Below are 15,643 nucleotides of genomic sequence, written 5' to 3' on the forward strand. Positions count from 1 at the left end.
GATCACAGCAGGCGGCTCTGGAAGCTGACCCGATCAAATCCGTAGATGTCGTTGCGCAGTTGCTGGCGACCATTTTCGTCGATCCAGCTGCTCCAATAGACGGTAAAGACCGGGATCGGCGTGGTGAGCGGCAACCATTTGGTCTGGCTCTCCTTGAGGATATTGGCCACCTTGTCCGGCTGATAGCGGGAATCTGCCAGCAACAGCTCGGCCAGATCGTCCGCATGTTCCACCCGGATGCAGCCCGAACTGAAGGCGCGTGCCCCCTGCTCGAACAGCGCCTTGCGCGGGGTGGAGTGCAGATAGATAGCGTCATTGTTGGGCAGGTAGAACTTGTAGCGTCCCAGGGCATTGTGATCACCCGGCTTTTGCCGCAGGCGATAGGGGAAACCGGCGGCCAGCGCCTGATGCCACCCCTCTTCGGTGAACTGCACCGGGTTGCCCTCGCTGTCGATCACCTCGAACTGCTCGCGACTCAGATAGGCGGGATCGCGCCCCAACTTGGGCAGGATGTCCTTGCTCAGGATGGAGCGCGGCACATGCCAGGAGGGGTTGAGCACGATGGAGCGAATTTCGCTGGCCAGAATGGGGGTGGCCCGCTGCTCCTTGCCGACAATAACCCGGCTGGTGAATACCTCGTTGCCGGACTCCACCACGCTGAGCCGATAGTCGGGAATATTGACCAGCACATAGCGTGGCTTGCTCAGCTGATCCACAAGATCACGACGCCACAGGTTGCGCAACAGCAAGCTGGCACGCACTTGCGGGCCGGTATTGAGCCAGGAGCGGGTCTGACGGCCGATGATACCGTCCGCGGTGAGCCCATGACGACGCTGGAACTGTTTGATGGCCTGCTCGGTATCACCATCGTAAATCTGATCACCATGGCTCGGAGCACTGTCGCCCAGCTCGTTGAGCATGGCGCGGATCTGACCGAGCTCGGCGGAGCTCTCTCCGGCACGCAGGGTCGGCATATCGAGGGTCGGCCACTTGCTGGCCATCGGCATCGCCAGCAGTTTGTGCACTTTTGCCCGCACCGCCTCGTACTCCGCCACCTGGGGGCGCAGGGATTTCACCTGGGTGAGCAGATCATCATCGCTGGGTTTGGTCACCACAGGGCGCTTCAAATCAAGCTTGAGGGTCTTCATCTGCTCGCGAGAGACCAGATCCATCCCTCGCCAGGCGTGCTGAAAACGGGCTAGCTTGGTAAAGACCTCGTCATAGATAGCACTGCGCTGCGCTGCCGGCGTAGCCTGCAGGCGCTTCCAAAGTGTGAAAAAATCGGGGTGCAGCTGGGCCAGCACAGCTTCTTGCAACTGCTGTTCCAGCTCGACACGGGCCTGTTCGGCCTGACTGCCCTGATACCAGTCATGACGGGTTTCAGTCACCGCCACAACGACTTGAGCCTCTGCCGCGTGCACTAATCCGGCAGGCAAACAGCCAAACCAGAGCAGATTGGCAAGGGCCACCCAATACTTCATCCCCATGGATACCTCAAAACGATTGATGCACGTAGTCAAACACGACCATCAGGCCGCTCATGATGCGTGAATGGCTAACAGTTTGCTAGTTTCCTGGCGCATAGCGTCGCAAGATAATGTCATATTCGTCGCTGCGCTGGAATTCTGCCAAAACCTGGTTGAAACGCTGCAAGAATTGCGGAGAGATGGTGCGCTTGCTCATCATGAAAAAGCCCGGAGATTCATACACGACCATAGGATGATATGAGAACTGACTGCTCATTCCCTCCTTGCTCAACCCACTGGGCGTCGCCAGCATGTCACCGAGGAAGCCGTCGATGCGCCCACGGGCCAGCTTCTCGTAATTCTGTTTGTCGCTCACCGCACTCACCTGGCCGGCATAGCGGCCGAGCAGAGCCATCACTTCATCACCATAAAAATACTCTTTGGTCACGCCGAGGGCGTAGCCTTTGGCGAGCCAGCTAGCCAGATCCTGCTCGGGGTAATGGCTGCCCTTGCGAACCCACAACAGTGTGCGACCCGGATTGTAGGCATCTGAAAACCACGCATAACGGGTGCGCTCATCGTTGATGTTTGCCTCCATCGCCATATCGACCTCGCCTAACTTAACCTCCTGAAGTATGCGCTTCCATGGCAACTCCCTAAACTCGATCTCGCAGCCCATTCTGGTCAAAACCGCAGTGAGCACCTCGGCGGCATAGCCACGCACCTGAGCAGGGTAGCTTTTATCGTGATAGTGATAGGGTGGCCAGTTATCAAAACCGGCCTTGATAGGTGCAGGACAGAGAGTGGAGGCTGAGAGAGATGAAATCCAGCCAAAGAACAAGCACGCCTGGAACATCCACTTCATGGGTCATCCTTGACGAAAAGATGAATCATCATAATTCCTCCCCTGAAAAATGGCGATAGAGGCCGCATCACGGGCAGCATCTGTAAGAATATGACGCAGCAAATTACAGAAAACCTCTTTTTACCAGATAAAATCCTCCCATTACCATGGAGCCCTTGATTACCGTCAATGTTGTCATTAACAAAGAAAGTGCAATGGTGAACGCCTTGATGAGGGGTTGATTTGTGACCAAATATTTTTTTGTGATCCACTATGCTTTTTTTGCAATTGGATTAGCATATGCGCGACATCGGCCTACCAATTTATGTCAGGCATAGAGAGTGATATGACGTACAAAAAGTTTGGTTTTCTGACCGCCATCCTGGCACTGAGCGGTTTCTATCTTTATACCCTCTATCTGGCTGCTCACCCTAACGTGAGCCTGGCCTATCGCCTCTATTATCTGGAGGGTAAAACCCGTTTCTGGGAACACAACTCCAGCATGACCTATCAGCCCGGCAACGAGCTGAACCTGACCAAGCCGAGCCGTTTTCTCTCCAGCGAAGGCTGGGCCAAAAAACCGAGTGACGAAGGCACCCAGCTAAGTGGCAAAGGGGGACTCTATTTTGTGCTACCCAAACAAGCAGCAAAACCGGAACAGTTGACAGTCCATGCCCGCGTCAATAGCCCTGAAGCTGGTGCGCTACTGAAAGTGGCTCTTGGTCACGACTTCACTACTACCGTGAAACTGGCCAAAGCGGGTATCAATGAAATCCGGCTCAACCTGCCAGGAGATTCGCTCACGGCCGATCCCAAGCACCCCAATTTTCTGGCACTCTCGGCACCCACTCCCATCAATGTTCAGTCGGTGCGTTTGACTGTTGCCCAGTGATATGGGTCCCCGATAGCGTTTTATAAAAATAACCAGCCTATAAGGACGTTCTTATGTCGCATCCAGATTTTCGACTCTCTCTGGTTGTTCCCGTTTATAACGAGGAGGAGAGCATCGATGCCTTCATCAGCGCGATAGACAATGAACTGGCCCCGCTCAAAGACCAGCTTGAAATTGTATTCGTCAACGACGGTAGTCGTGACCGTACACGTGAGGTAGTCGAACAGGCAATCGCCCGTGACCCCCGCGTGACCCTGGTCAACCTGGCACGCAACTTCGGTAAAGAGGCAGCCCTGACCGCCGGTCTGCATCAGGCCAAAGGGGATGCCATCGTGCCAATGGACGTGGATCTGCAAGATCCCCCCGCCCTGATCCTGGAGTTCGTGAAACTGTGGCAGACCGGTGACTATGACACCGTCTATGGCATCCGCGTCGATCGTAGCGCCGATACCCCGATGAAGCGTCTGACTGCCGGTGGCTTTTACCGCTTCTTCAACGCCCTTTCCACCAGTACCAAGCTGCCGGAGAACGCCGGTGACTTCCGCCTGATAGACCGCCGCGTAGTAGAGGCGATCAAGCTGCTGCCGGAGCGCAACCGCTTCATGAAGGGGTTGTTTGCCTGGGCCGGTTTCCGTGCCGTTGGCGTCCCCTACGAGCGCCCTGCCCGTCACGCCGGTGAAACCAAGTTCAACTACTGGAAACTGTGGAACTTCGCCCTCGACGGCCTGCTCAGCTTCTCCAGCTGGCCGCTGCGGGTCTGGAGCTATGTGGGTGTCAGCGTCTCGCTGGTAGCCTTCCTCTATATCCTGAAAATCATCACCCAAGTAATCTTCTTCGGCATCGACGTGCCCGGTTACGCCTCCCTGATGTCCGTGGTGCTGTTCCTCGGCGGTATCCAGCTGTTGTCACTCGGCATCATCGGCGAGTACATCGGCCGCATGTTCGTGGAAGTGAAACAGCGCCCGGTCTACCTCATTGAAGGGGTCTATGGCCAGTATGCCAAGCAGGATGCGGCCAAACCGCAGAGCACAGAAAGCAATCCGCAAGAGCAGCAGGAGCAGGCGCCTCAATGATCTCCCGCGAGGAATTCTGGCGGCTGGTACGTTTCGGCTTTGTCGGCGGGGGGGCTACCCTCGTCGACCTTGGCACCTCCATCGCACTGTTTCATACCTGGCCCACCATCTCGGAGCACCTGGTTACCACGTTGGCTTTTGCCATCGCGTTCTGGTTCTCCTTCTTTGGTCACCGCTACATCACCTTCCAGAAGCAGGGAGCCGCCAGCAAGTTTCTGCTGGTCGCCCTCTTCTCGCTTGCGGTGCGTAACCTGATCCTGAGCGGCCTGCTGTTTGCGGGGCTCTCCGGTCTGCTGCCGGTGGTCATCGCCACCCTGACCGTTACCGTCCTCACTTACGTTCTCTCTCGCGTCTGGGTTTTTGCCTGATGAATGATATGACCAATACCGCCCCGTTAACCGGGGCTGCACTCCCGTATCGCCCGTCACTGCGCATCAGCGGTCGTGACTGGCTGATGATCATCGCCGCCTTCATGCTGAGCCGGGTGGCGCTGTATGGCATGGGCTACTTCGGTGTCCAGCTCTATGGCTCCCCCGACATAGGCCCGCTGCAGGCCTATTGTCAATTCGACTGCGTCTGGTTCCAGCGCATCATCGAGAACGGCTACGACCTCTACCCGCGCTGGCTGAGCAAGGGCAATGCGGCCAACTGGGCCTTTATGCCGCTCTACCCGATGGTCTCCGGTGCCATCTCCAACCTGTTCAATGTCGAGAGCCTGATCGGCCTCATCATTGTGGCCAACGCCTCCTTCTTCGCCAGCCTGCCGCTGATGCTGCTGGTGCTGCGTCAGCTTAAACTGGGTGACGATACCGCTCGCTTCGGTGTCTGGCTGCTCGCCTTCTCACCCTTCTCGGCCTACTTCGTCTCCGGTTATACCGAGTCGACCTTTATGGCGCTGATGCTGGGGATGTTCCTGTTCGCCTATCGAGAGCAGTGGCTGATGGTGGCCGTGCTGGGGGTCTGTATCTCCGCCACCCGCAACCTGGGGGTGATGATGGTCTTCCCGGTGCTGATCCTGGCGCTGCAGGCCTACGGCTGGCGGGAATTTTTCCGCTTCACCGAGCGCGCTTTCAAGGTGGTCTTCACCCTCTGGATGATCCCCTTTGGCCTGTTTGCCTACATGGTCTACCTCTATCACCTGACCGGCGATGCCTTCGCCTTCAAGCACATTCAGGTGGCATGGGGTCGCTACATGGACAGCCCGCTGGACTGGTGGCTGAGCGGTTTCGAGCTGGGCGGCCGCAAGGCTTATCTCTCCATCATGGTGATTTTCGGCTGGTGTCTGAACGGCTACCTGTTCAGCCAGAAACGCTGGGCCGAAGCGACCCTGATGTTCATCTGCTGCACCATTCCGCTGATGACCGGCCTCAACGCCATGCCACGCTACATGTTCGGGCTCTATCCGACCCTGCTGGCCATCATTCTGCTGACCCATCGCTGGCCCGCTATCCGCCCTGCAGTGCTCTGCATCAGCGGCATGGTGGCCTCCTTCATCGCGGTGGCCTTCGTCAACTTCAAGTTCTTCACCGTCTGATGTGACGAAAATGCCTGACACACCAAATGCCGGTCACCTGACCGGCATTTTTTTATGGCCGCTATTTTTATCAACAGAGCCTCCCATCTCCTCTCCGTCACACTTTCCTCGGCTTGAAAACGTAACCATTTGAACTGATGTCACAAATTGGCATTTTGCCGATCCAAGGCGCGCTTTGCTGCTCCTAGAATGGGCCCTTGTCCGAACTGCCCTGCTCAAGGAATGGCTTATGCGTCGTGCTCAAAACTTATCCCCCCTCTTGCTCGCCCTGATGGCCGCCCCTCTGTTCACCCCACAGGCGATGGCCGCTTCCGAGGTTCACCTCTATGTGGATGGTCAGCCGGTGGCGACCCCGATTTCGCTGGACAAGGGCACGGTGGAGCTGACCCATCCCCTTGCCAAGGGGAGCCACCAGATCCGCATCAGTGACGCAGGCAACAGTTGCGGCACCAGCTTTGGCCCGAGCGAGAGCAAGCCGCTTCCCTTCGGCACCGCACAGCCCATGGACAAATGCAGCAAGGATCAGAGCTTTACCTTGCGGGTGATGCTGGCCGGGGAATATCAGTTCACCTTCAACCCGGATACCCCCAGCCTCAAGGTGCTGCGGGCGACCAAGAAGAGCGAGTTCAAGCGCCAACCACCACAAGAGCCCTGCATCAGCTGGGATGGCGGCCCGGTCACGGTGTCGCTGAAAGGGGTCTGGCCCGACGACACCCGACTGAGGGATGCCTACTCGAAACAGGAGGCGGTGGTCAAACAGGGCAAGCTGACCCTGACCCCGAGTAAAGAGAGCGGCGGCCTGCTGCTGCTCGAGCCGGTCAAGGCAGCCAAGCCAGCACCGTTCAGCTGGGATCAGGCGAGCGTCTATTTTCTGCTGACCGATCGCTTCCACAATGGTGACCCCGCCAACGACCACAGCTTCGGCCGCCAGAAGGATGGACAGGATGAGGTGGCCACCTGGCATGGCGGTGACTTCAAGGGACTGACCGAGAAGCTCGACTACATCAAGAGCCTCGGCATGAACGCCATCTGGATCACCCCCATGGTGGAGCAGGTGCACGGCTTTATTGGCGGTGGCGAGCAGGGCAACTTCCCCTTCTACGCCTACCACGGCTACTGGGCGCTCGACTTCACCAAGATTGACCCCAACTACGGCGATGAAGAGAGTCTGAAAACCCTGGTGGATGAGGCCCACAAGCGCGGCATGCGGATCATCCTCGACGTGGTGATGAACCACGCCGGTTACGCCACCCTCGCCGACTTGCAGGATTTGGGGCTCACCGAGCTAACTCAGAACAGCAGCAAACTGCCGACCGTCTGGAACCAGTGGCGTCCGAGCGGTGGCCTCAACTGGCATGGTTACAACCAGTTCATCGACTATCAATCACCCGCGTGGAACAAGTGGTGGAGCGGTGACTGGGTGCGCGCCGGTCTGCCCGGCTACCCACAGCCCGGCACCGACGATGTGACCGGTTCGGTGGCGGGGCTGCCGGACTTTCTGACCGAATCGGCCAAACCGGTAGGGCTGCCGCCGTTGCTGGCGGCGAAAAAAGATACCAAAGCCAAGGCGCTGCCCAACGCCACCGTGAGCGACTACCTGATAGCCTGGCACACCGACTGGGTGCGCCGCTTTGGCATCGACGGCTTCCGCGCCGACACCGTCAAGCATCTGGAGCCCGAGGTGTGGGCCAAGCTCAAGCAGGCGGGCACCGCTGCGCTCAAGGAGTGGAAGACTGCCAACCCGGGCAAGGCCCTCGACGATCTGCCCTTCTACATGGTGGGTGAGGTGTGGGATCACGGGGTGGCCAAGGATTTCTGGTATCAGAACGGTTTCGACTCCCTGATCAACTTCGACTATCAGCGCGAGTTCGCACTGTCACAGGCCCAGTGCATGGCCAGCGCCGAGCCCACCTATGCCAGCTACGCCAGTCGCATCAATCAGGATCCCGAGTTCAACGTGCTGAGCTACATCAGCTCCCACGACACCAAGTTGTTCTTTGGCGACTATCAGGATGTGCCGCTACAGCGCCGGGTCGCCAACAGCTTTATGCTGCTGCCGGGTGGCATCCAGATCTACTACGGCGACGAGTCCGGCCGCGGGCTGGCCAAGGATGGCGGGGTGTTCGATCAGGCCTTGCGCTCGGATATGAACTGGCAGGAGCTGACCAGCGGCGACAAGGCTGAGCTGGTCAAGCACTGGCAGCAACTGGGCCAGTTCCGCGCTGCCCATCCGGCCATTGCGGCAGGCAGCCACCAGAAACTCTCGGATGCCCCCTACGCCTTCGTGCGGGAGAAGGGGGATGACAAGGTGGTGGTGGTCTTTGCCGGTCGGCAGAAGTAACTCTTGGGCCATATATACCAGCAACAGAGAGGGGAGCCACTGGCTCCCCTCTCTCGTTTATCTATCTGCCAAGGCTCACTGTGACTGGCACGCCGCCACCGGCCACTGCAACCGCGCCTTGAGCAGGGTCTCCTGCCACAGAGGCCAAGAGAGCAGCGCCTGCTGATAGACTCCCGCCTGACCGGGCAACAGGATGCCGTAGCTGGCCAGCCGATAGGCCATCACCGCATAGAAGGCATCGACAATGCCTGCCTCGCCAAAGTAGAAGGGGCCCCGCGTCTGCGACCAGATCTCCTGCAAACGGGCCAGCTCACCGACCGCCTCCACCGGGGGATCGATACGGGTTGGCGCCCCAAGAAAGAAGGGGAGCAGAGAACGGATCTGCCGAAATCCTGCATGCAACTCGGCGCAGAGGCTGCGAGCCTGTGCCCGCTCGGCCAGCGAAACAGGATAGAGCTGGCGGTCGGGACAGAGCTCGTCAACATATTCGGCGATGGCCAGCGAGTCGTGAACACGCACGCCATCGTGTTCGAGCCAGGGCACCAGACCGGCCGGTGCCAGCCGCTTGAGCCGCGCCAGCGACTTGGCATCCTCCAGATCGAACACCTGCTCCTGCCACGTCAGCCCGCTCATGGCGAGCACCAGTGCCGCCCGCATCGCCCAGGTGGAGCCGGTGCCCACCGCCAATACCAAGGATCCCATCTGTTGCCTCCTGCATGAGTTGCCTGCGACCGGCCTGTCTGCCCTTGATAGCAAAACATCCGATGGTCGCTTCACATTTGCGCACCGGCGGGTTTGACCCTCTTGGTGAGCGATGCTAGTTTGATTTTTCAAAACAATCAGTTAGCAACAATGTGAGCCATTAACCGAAATATGGACAGCCAATTTACCATCGTCATCGCAGATGACCACCCCCTGTTTCGGGGCGCCCTTTACCAAGCGGTGCACATGGCCATCAACGACGCTCAATTGCTGGAAGCGGACTCCATCGACAGCCTGACCAGCCTGCTCGGCGAGCACCCCGAGGTCGACCTGTTGCTGCTCGATCTCAAGATGCCCGGAGCCAATGGCTTCGAGGGGCTAGCCCACCTGCGCGGCCAGTATCCCGACCTGCCCATCGTGGTGGTCTCCGCCTCGGAAGATGCGGCCATCATCCAACAGGTGTTGCGGCTTGGGGCGCTCGGCTTTATTCCCAAGTCGGTACCGATGAAGGAGCTGGTCAACGCCCTCAATACGGTGATCGGGGGGGATAACTGGGTGCCGGAAGGCATCTCGCTCCATCCCGAATCGGAAGATGGCCCCGATTTCGCCAGCAAGCTGGCCAGCCTCACCCCCCAGCAATACAAGGTGCTGATCATGCTGCGCGATGGCAGCCTCAACAAACAGATCGCCTGGGAGCTCAACGTCTCAGAAGCCACCATCAAGGCCCATATCACCGCCATCTTCAGAAAACTGGGGGTCAAGAACCGCACTCAGGCGGTTATCGCCCTGCAACAGCTCGATATCAAGGAGAACTGACCCCCGCGCGCAGTGACACGCGGGAGACGACATAGCCAGCCATGCTGGCTATTTGTTGCTCGACAATTAGCACGATCGTACTTTATGCTGCCAGCGCCAACGAGGAGAGAGTGATGAGCAAAGGGCGCCTGACCCGGGAAACCATTTTGCAGACTGCCTTCGAGCAGGCGAGCCAGCAAGGGCTGGAGAGCCTGACCATAGGCTCGCTGGCCAGCGCCTGCGAGATGTCGAAAAGCGGCCTGTTTGCCCACTTTCAATCCCGCGACAATCTGCAGATCGCCGTGCTGGAGTACGCCGCCGAGGTGTTCCGGCTGCGGGTGATCCAGCCGGTACGCCAGCAGGAGCACCAGAGCCAGCACGACAAGCTGATCGCCCTGCTGCGTGCCTGGCAGACTTGGAACCACTGCTTAGCCGGACGCTGCATGTTCCTCGACGCCTGGACCTCGGTGCAGGATGGCCATGAGCAAGAGAGCCCTGTACAACAAGCCGCTCGGCAACTGGTGCGCTTCTGGCTCGACTATCTGGCCCGTCAGGTGGTGCAGGGGCAGGCCGCAGGCGAGTGGCGACAGGAGATGGATCCCTGGCGCGCCGTTTATCGCCTCTATGGCCTCTATCTGGCGGATCAGGTGTTCAACGATCTCGAACTGTGTCAGGATCCGGCCCGCCACTTCTGGCCCGAAGTGGACGCTCTGCTGAGCAGCTGGCGCTGATGTTTTGGCATCCGTTCAACACGAATTTTTAAAAACCAACAAAAAAGCACGACCGTTCGCACATAAAAACCACAGGATGACCATGAGCAGCAAGATCTACTTCAACACCCGCCGCTTCAGCCCGAGCAAATGGCTGCTGGGGATAGGCTCCCGCTTACACCACAGACTCGCCCCCACCCATGCCAAGCGCACCGCCAGCAAGTTGCTGCTCACCCCCCAGCGCAACCAGCGCGGTGGCCACGAACCTGCCGGTCTGGTGAAGCAGGCCGTCCATACCAGCGAAGGGGTATTGATGAGCTATCGGCTCGGTCAGGGGCCGCAGTGGCTGCTGATGCACGGCTGGTCCGGCAGCGCCAGCCAGTTCTATCCGCTGATGAGCCATATCGCCGCGCAGGGTTTCACCGCCATTGCCTACGATCATCCGGCCCACGGCCAGAGCGCGGGCAACACTGGCCACCTGCCCCGTTTCGTGCGCGCCTTCGACGAGCTGGCGACCAGGCTGGCCAGCGAAGCAGGCCCGTTGCAGGGGGTCATCGCCCACAGCATGGGGGGGGCCGTTACCCTCTCCAGCCGTCAGCCGGGTATCGATACCCTGCCGCTGCTGTTGATTTCGCCGGTGCTCGACTATGTGCCCCAGCTCTACGGCATGGTGGCGCGCTCCGGCTACTCCATCCGGCTGTTCGATGCGGTGGTCAAGGAGATTGAGCAAGAGTACCAGCATCCCTTGAGCACGGTCGATCCGCTGGGTCGCCTAGCCAGTCGCAGCGGCGCGGCGATAATCGTGCATGACGAGGAGGACAGATTTGCCCCACACGGCGATTCCTTGCGGGCCAGTCAGGATGGTCATACCCGGCTGGTGAGCACCCGGGGACTGGGCCATGGTCGCATCCTCGCCAGCGCCCCGGTATTCGCCGCCTTCGATCAGCTGGCTCGGCCGGAAAATCCTCACCGGGCTCTTTGACATGGGGCCATGAAAAAAACGGGCAAGCGCCCGTTTTTATATTTGATACAGCGCCTTATAGTTAACTTGTCAGTGGGAACGCCCCTCCCGGGCCAACAATAAGGCGCCAGCATATGGCCAGACCCAATACAGCGTTGTTGCTCACCGGTGGCGGTGCTCGTGCCGCCTATCAGATCGGTGCCCTCAAGGCGATTGCGGAGCTCTACCCGCGCAATCTCGGCATCCCTTTTCCCATCCTGTGCGGCACCTCGGCGGGGGCCATCAATGTCACTGCACTGGCCTGCTACGCCTCCTGCTTCCATCTGGGGGTTCGCAAGCTGGAGTGGGTCTGGCGCCGTTTCGAGACTCACCACATCTTCGATTTTCACCCCGGGCGACTGCTGTGGCGGTTGTTGTACGAAGGGTCGGCGGGGCTGATCAATCCCCACACCAACCACGCCTTTCACCTGTTTGACAACGCGCCGCTGCACCGCCTGCTGGATCAGCTCATCGACTATCACCGCATCGATGACAACATCCTCTACGGCAGTCTGGAGGCGCTGGCCATCACGGCGTCGGATTACGATGACGGTCTCTCCACCACCTTCTTTCAGGGGCGGGCCGAGCACCATCCGTGGGAGCGGGCGAGACGGCGCGGGGTGCGCACCGTGCTTACATCGGAGCATCTGCTCGCCTCCTCGGCACTGCCCTTCGTTTTTCCGGCCACCCGGATCGGCGAGAAGTTCTACGGCGACGGCTCCATCCACCAGCTAAGCCCACTCAGCCCCGCCATCCATCTGGGGGCGGAGCGGATCCTGCTGATCACTCTGGATCCGCCTGAGCACTCAGCACCGACCCATCACCACGGCCACCTCACCAGCTCCAATATCGCCAGCCATCTGCTCGATACCGTCTTTACCGACACCCTCAACTCCGACCTGGAGCGACTGTGGCGCATCAACCAGACACTGGATCTTATCCCGCTACGGGAGCGCAACCGCCTGCAATTGAAACGGGTGGAGACCTGCGTGCTGAAACCGAGTCAGGATCTCGACATCATGGCGCTGGCCTATCTGCGCAAGCTGCCGCTGCAGTTGCGCCGCCTGTTGCGGGTATTGGGCGTGAAGGGGGATGAGACCAGCAGTCTGGCCAGCTTTTTGATGTTCTATCCGGGTTATTGCCAACAGCTGATCAAGCTGGGCTATCAGGACACACTCAGGGAGCAGGAGCGGGTTGCCGCCTTCCTCGATATCGGAAGGATGCCAACAGAACGGGAGTAAAGGGGCTCACGGCCGCTAAGTGCAAGGGGACTCAGCGTCCCTCCAGCAAACGCTGCTCCGCCTGCTCCATCGCCACCACGGTACCAAACAGGATCAGCCGATCGCCAGCCGCCAGCACCAGCTCGGGTCTGGGCTCGAGACTCAGCTCCCCGCGCTGCACCTCCTTGATCCGCACCTCATCGAGCGGCAACTCGCGCACTTCACGACCTACTGCCCACGCCTGATCATGCAGCAACAGCGGATGAAGACGCTCGAGAAGCTGATCCGCCTCCAGATTGCTGGCACTCTGATCCCCCCAGTAGAAGCCGTGCAGGAAGCGATACTGGCTGCTGCGCTCCAGCTCCATCCGACGGATCACACGGCCTATTGGGATATCGCAGTTGAGCAGCAGATGGGAGACCAGCATCAGGGCCCCCTCCTGGGATTCGGGGATCACCTCGAAGGCCCCCGCCTGCTTGTACTGCTCCAGAAAACTGTCATCCCGGGTACGCACCAGCACCTTGAGATCCCCCGCCAGTTCGCGGATCAGTGCCAGCATCGCCTCCACTCGCTTACGATCATCGAAGGTGATGATGACCAGCCGTGCTCGCAGCAGCCCGGCGGCCAGCAGAATATCGCGGCGGCTGGCGTCGCCGAAGGCCACCTGCTCCCCCGCCAGCTTGGCCTCGCTCACCCGCTCGGGGTCCAGATCGAGGGCCAAAAAGGGGATCTCCTCGAGCTTGAGGAAGCGGGCGCAGGTCTGCCCGGCCCGGCCAAACCCGGCGATGATGACGTGCTGGCTCTTGCTCAGGCCCGACTGTGCCACCTCGGAGCGAGTCAGCAGCGCCGGATCGGTGAGACTGCGGGCCAGCGAATGGGCCTGAGTCACCAGCCAGGGGGTCATGGCGATGGAGATGATGCCGATACCGATCAGCAGGGAGACCAGTTGCTGATCCAGCAAGCCGTGGTGGAGCGCCAGCGCCAGCAACACGAAGCCGAACTCCCCCACCTGACTCAGCATGATACCGGCGGCCATGCTGTCGCGCTTGCGCTCCCCCAGCAGCCGCCCGGCCAGCAGCACCAGCAGGGATTTGCACAACACCAGCAGCACCACGCAGATCAGTACCTGCCACCATGCCCGCGCCACCAGCTCCCACTCCATGGCCATGCCGATGGTGATAAAAAAGAGCCCCATCAGCACGTCGCGAAACGGTTTGATGTCCACTTCCAGCTGATGACGGTAGTGGGACTCCCCCAGCATCATCCCCGCCAGAAACGCCCCCAACGCCATCGACAGCCCCAGCGAATGGGTCATGAACGCGGCGAGCAGCGCCACCAGCAGGGCACTCAGCACAAACAATTCATCGGAGCGGGCCCGCGCCACCTCGTGAAACAGCAGCGGCAGCAACCACTTGCCCACCGCCAGCAGGGTGAAGAGGGAAAACAGCCCCTTGAGGGTGGCCCAGGCGATCTCGGCGGCCAGGGCGCTCCCCTGCACTTCCGGCTGGGCGAGGATCGGGATCATCACCAGAAGGGGCACCACCGCCAGATCCTGAAACAGCAGCACGCTCACCCCCAGCTGGGCTCGGCGGGTATGGAGCTGTTTCTGCTCGCCGAGCTGCTTGATCACCACAGCCGTGGAGGAGAGCGCCAGCGTCCCCGCCACCACCAGTGACTGGGCCAGACCCAGCCCCCACCACCAGCCGATGACGAAGAAGAGCAGCGAGGTGAGCAGCACCTGCAGCACCCCCACCCCCAGCACCAATCGGCGCATCGCCAGCAATTTCGGCAGGGAGAACTCCAGCCCCAGCGAGAACATCAGAAAAACGATCCCGAGCTCGGCAATGGTCTGCATGATCGACTGGCCGGTGATCACCGCCAACCCGTGGGGGCCGAGCAACACGCCGGCAATCAGGTAGGCGAGGATCACCGGCAAGCCGAGGCGCCGGAAAGTTGCCACCAGCAGCACGGCGGCGAACAACAGGATCAACAGGTCGGTGTACAAATTTCCCTCTCCTTTTATCGACTTAAGCTTAGTCAGCCGATCTGGCGGGCAGGAAAGATATATTGGGCATGCCAATTGCAGGGAGGAGACAGTAGTCAGGTGTTACAGGTGGAAGACCATGGAAAATACGTCGTCACTTAATGGCTTTAGCCATGGCATCGAGCAGTGGGTTCGCCAGATGGAGCGGCTCACGCCGTTGCCCAGCGTTGAACGCAACCAGTTGCTCGAGCAGTTGTTGGGGCAGAGCGATCTCGGCGGTCTGCTGACAACTTTTGCCGATCGTGCGGCAAGAATTGTCAGGATCCACGGTCTCTACCTCGATTGTGGCCAGCCCCATGTGCTGATCCAGCACCCGCCGCTGGCCACCCTCAACCTGCACAACTATCCGTTCGAGCTGCGCGGTCAGCATGGCCAGCTGCTCGGCCAGCTCCACTACGAGCTGGAACATCCGCTGAGCGGCAGCCAGCAACGGGTACTGATGCAATACCATCAGCTACTCTGCTTGCTGCTCCCCCTCTATCTGCGGCTGGAAAAACTGGATCAGCTGGTCCGGCTCGATCACCTGACCGGCCTTGGCAACCGCTCCTACTTTGACGAGGCCATCGGTCGCGCCATCGAGCAGCACAGCCGAGAGCCCCACGGTCTGGTGCTGGTGCTGCTGGATCTCGATCGCTTCAAGCAGATCAATGATACCTGGGGCCATCCGGTGGGGGATCTGGTGCTGAGCCGCTTCGCCCAGCTGCTCAAGGGGTGCATCCGCAGTACGGATCAAGCCTTCCGGCTCGGGGGAGATGAATTTGCCCTGCTGCTGCAACCGGCCGAACCCGAGGCGTGGCGCCCGGTCTGGCTGCGACTGCAGCATATGTTGATGACCAACAAGGAGCTCAGCACCTTCTCGGTCGGATGCAGCCTTGGCGCCGCCAGCTGGCAATCCGGGGTCGATGTGCCGAGCCTCTACGAGGCGGCCGACAGTCACCTCTACGCCCGCAAAAAAGCCGGCAAGGCCAGCCCTAACGAATAATCCCGAACTCTTCTTTGCTCCGGCACATGCGCGCCATGTG

The 15,643-nt window shown here is 60.0% G+C and carries 14 protein-coding genes; 10 read left to right on the top strand and 4 right to left on the bottom strand.

From position 1 onward, the window contains the following. Window positions 1–2: 2 nt before the first annotated feature. Complete coding sequence (locus tag G5171_RS04460) at window positions 3–1,487, bottom strand: L,D-transpeptidase family protein (protein ID WP_236347378.1); 1,485 nt, start codon at window positions 1,485–1,487, stop codon at window positions 3–5. Window positions 1,488–1,566: 79 nt separating this feature from the next. Beyond that, window positions 1,567–2,331 (bottom strand): substrate-binding periplasmic protein, encoded by a 765-nt coding sequence (locus tag G5171_RS04465; RefSeq protein WP_419772924.1) that lies wholly within the window; start codon window positions 2,329–2,331, stop codon window positions 1,567–1,569. Window positions 2,332–2,656: 325 nt separating this feature from the next. On the opposite strand from G5171_RS04465, the gene G5171_RS04470 reads away from it, so the two are divergent. The 5 genes from G5171_RS04470 to G5171_RS04490 all read left to right on the top strand — a co-directional run bounded on the left by G5171_RS04470 (window position 2,657) and on the right by G5171_RS04490 (window position 8,150). Further along, the gene (locus tag G5171_RS04470) at window positions 2,657–3,202 is read left to right on the top strand and encodes a hypothetical protein (RefSeq protein ID WP_005347826.1); all 546 of its coding nucleotides are present in this window, start codon (window positions 2,657–2,659) and stop codon (window positions 3,200–3,202) included. 53 nt (window positions 3,203–3,255) lie between these two features. After that, the gene (locus tag G5171_RS04475) at window positions 3,256–4,275 is read left to right on the top strand and encodes a glycosyltransferase family 2 protein (RefSeq protein WP_005347828.1); all 1,020 of its coding nucleotides are present in this window, start codon (window positions 3,256–3,258) and stop codon (window positions 4,273–4,275) included. Next, window positions 4,272–4,643, top strand: a complete 372-nt coding sequence (locus G5171_RS04480; RefSeq protein ID WP_005338463.1) for a GtrA family protein — start codon at window positions 4,272–4,274, stop codon at window positions 4,641–4,643. Before G5171_RS04475 ends, G5171_RS04480 begins: the two co-directional genes overlap by 4 nt. After that, entirely contained in the window at window positions 4,643–5,809 is a 1,167-nt protein-coding gene (locus G5171_RS04485; protein ID WP_201994861.1) for a hypothetical protein, read from the top strand. Before G5171_RS04480 ends, G5171_RS04485 begins: the two co-directional genes overlap by 1 nt. Window positions 5,810–6,038: 229 nt before the next feature. Next, window positions 6,039–8,150: an alpha-amylase gene (locus G5171_RS04490; RefSeq protein ID WP_421250635.1), complete on the top strand. Its 2,112-nt coding sequence runs from the start codon at window positions 6,039–6,041 to the stop codon at window positions 8,148–8,150. A 75-nt stretch (window positions 8,151–8,225) separates the two neighbouring features. Here G5171_RS04490 and G5171_RS04495 read toward each other — a convergent pair whose 3' ends face one another. Further along, window positions 8,226–8,852 (bottom strand): glutathione S-transferase, encoded by a 627-nt coding sequence (locus tag G5171_RS04495; RefSeq protein ID WP_421250636.1) that lies wholly within the window; start codon window positions 8,850–8,852, stop codon window positions 8,226–8,228. Window positions 8,853–9,023: 171 nt separating this feature from the next. Here G5171_RS04495 and G5171_RS04500 point away from each other — a divergent pair, with 171 nt between their 5' ends. The 4 genes from G5171_RS04500 to G5171_RS04515 all read left to right on the top strand — a co-directional run bounded on the left by G5171_RS04500 (window position 9,024) and on the right by G5171_RS04515 (window position 12,598). Beyond that, window positions 9,024–9,668 (top strand): response regulator, encoded by a 645-nt coding sequence (locus G5171_RS04500; protein ID WP_005347836.1) that lies wholly within the window; start codon window positions 9,024–9,026, stop codon window positions 9,666–9,668. 113 nt (window positions 9,669–9,781) lie between these two features. Further along, window positions 9,782–10,378: a TetR/AcrR family transcriptional regulator gene (locus G5171_RS04505; protein ID WP_421250637.1), complete on the top strand. Its 597-nt coding sequence runs from the start codon at window positions 9,782–9,784 to the stop codon at window positions 10,376–10,378. Window positions 10,379–10,460: 82 nt separating this feature from the next. Continuing rightward, the gene (locus G5171_RS04510; RefSeq protein ID WP_421250638.1) at window positions 10,461–11,339 is read left to right on the top strand and encodes an alpha/beta hydrolase; all 879 of its coding nucleotides are present in this window, start codon (window positions 10,461–10,463) and stop codon (window positions 11,337–11,339) included. A 113-nt stretch (window positions 11,340–11,452) separates the two neighbouring features. Next, window positions 11,453–12,598, top strand: a complete 1,146-nt coding sequence (locus G5171_RS04515; protein WP_421259891.1) for a patatin-like phospholipase family protein — start codon at window positions 11,453–11,455, stop codon at window positions 12,596–12,598. Between the two features lie 31 nt (window positions 12,599–12,629). Here the strand turns inward: G5171_RS04515 and G5171_RS04520 are convergent, their stop codons facing one another. After that, on the bottom strand, window positions 12,630–14,582 hold the full coding sequence (locus G5171_RS04520; RefSeq protein WP_421250639.1) for a cation:proton antiporter: 1,953 nt from the start codon (window positions 14,580–14,582) through the stop codon (window positions 12,630–12,632). A gap of 118 nt (window positions 14,583–14,700) precedes the next feature. Between G5171_RS04520 and G5171_RS04525 the strand changes: the two genes are divergently transcribed. Continuing rightward, on the top strand, window positions 14,701–15,603 hold the full coding sequence (locus G5171_RS04525; protein ID WP_005347848.1) for a GGDEF domain-containing protein: 903 nt from the start codon (window positions 14,701–14,703) through the stop codon (window positions 15,601–15,603). The last annotated feature ends 40 nt before the right edge of the window (window positions 15,604–15,643 follow it).

This window comes from Aeromonas sp. 600774 (assembly GCF_049175075.1).
Taxonomy (GTDB): Bacteria; Pseudomonadota; Gammaproteobacteria; order Enterobacterales; family Aeromonadaceae; genus Aeromonas; species Aeromonas veronii_A.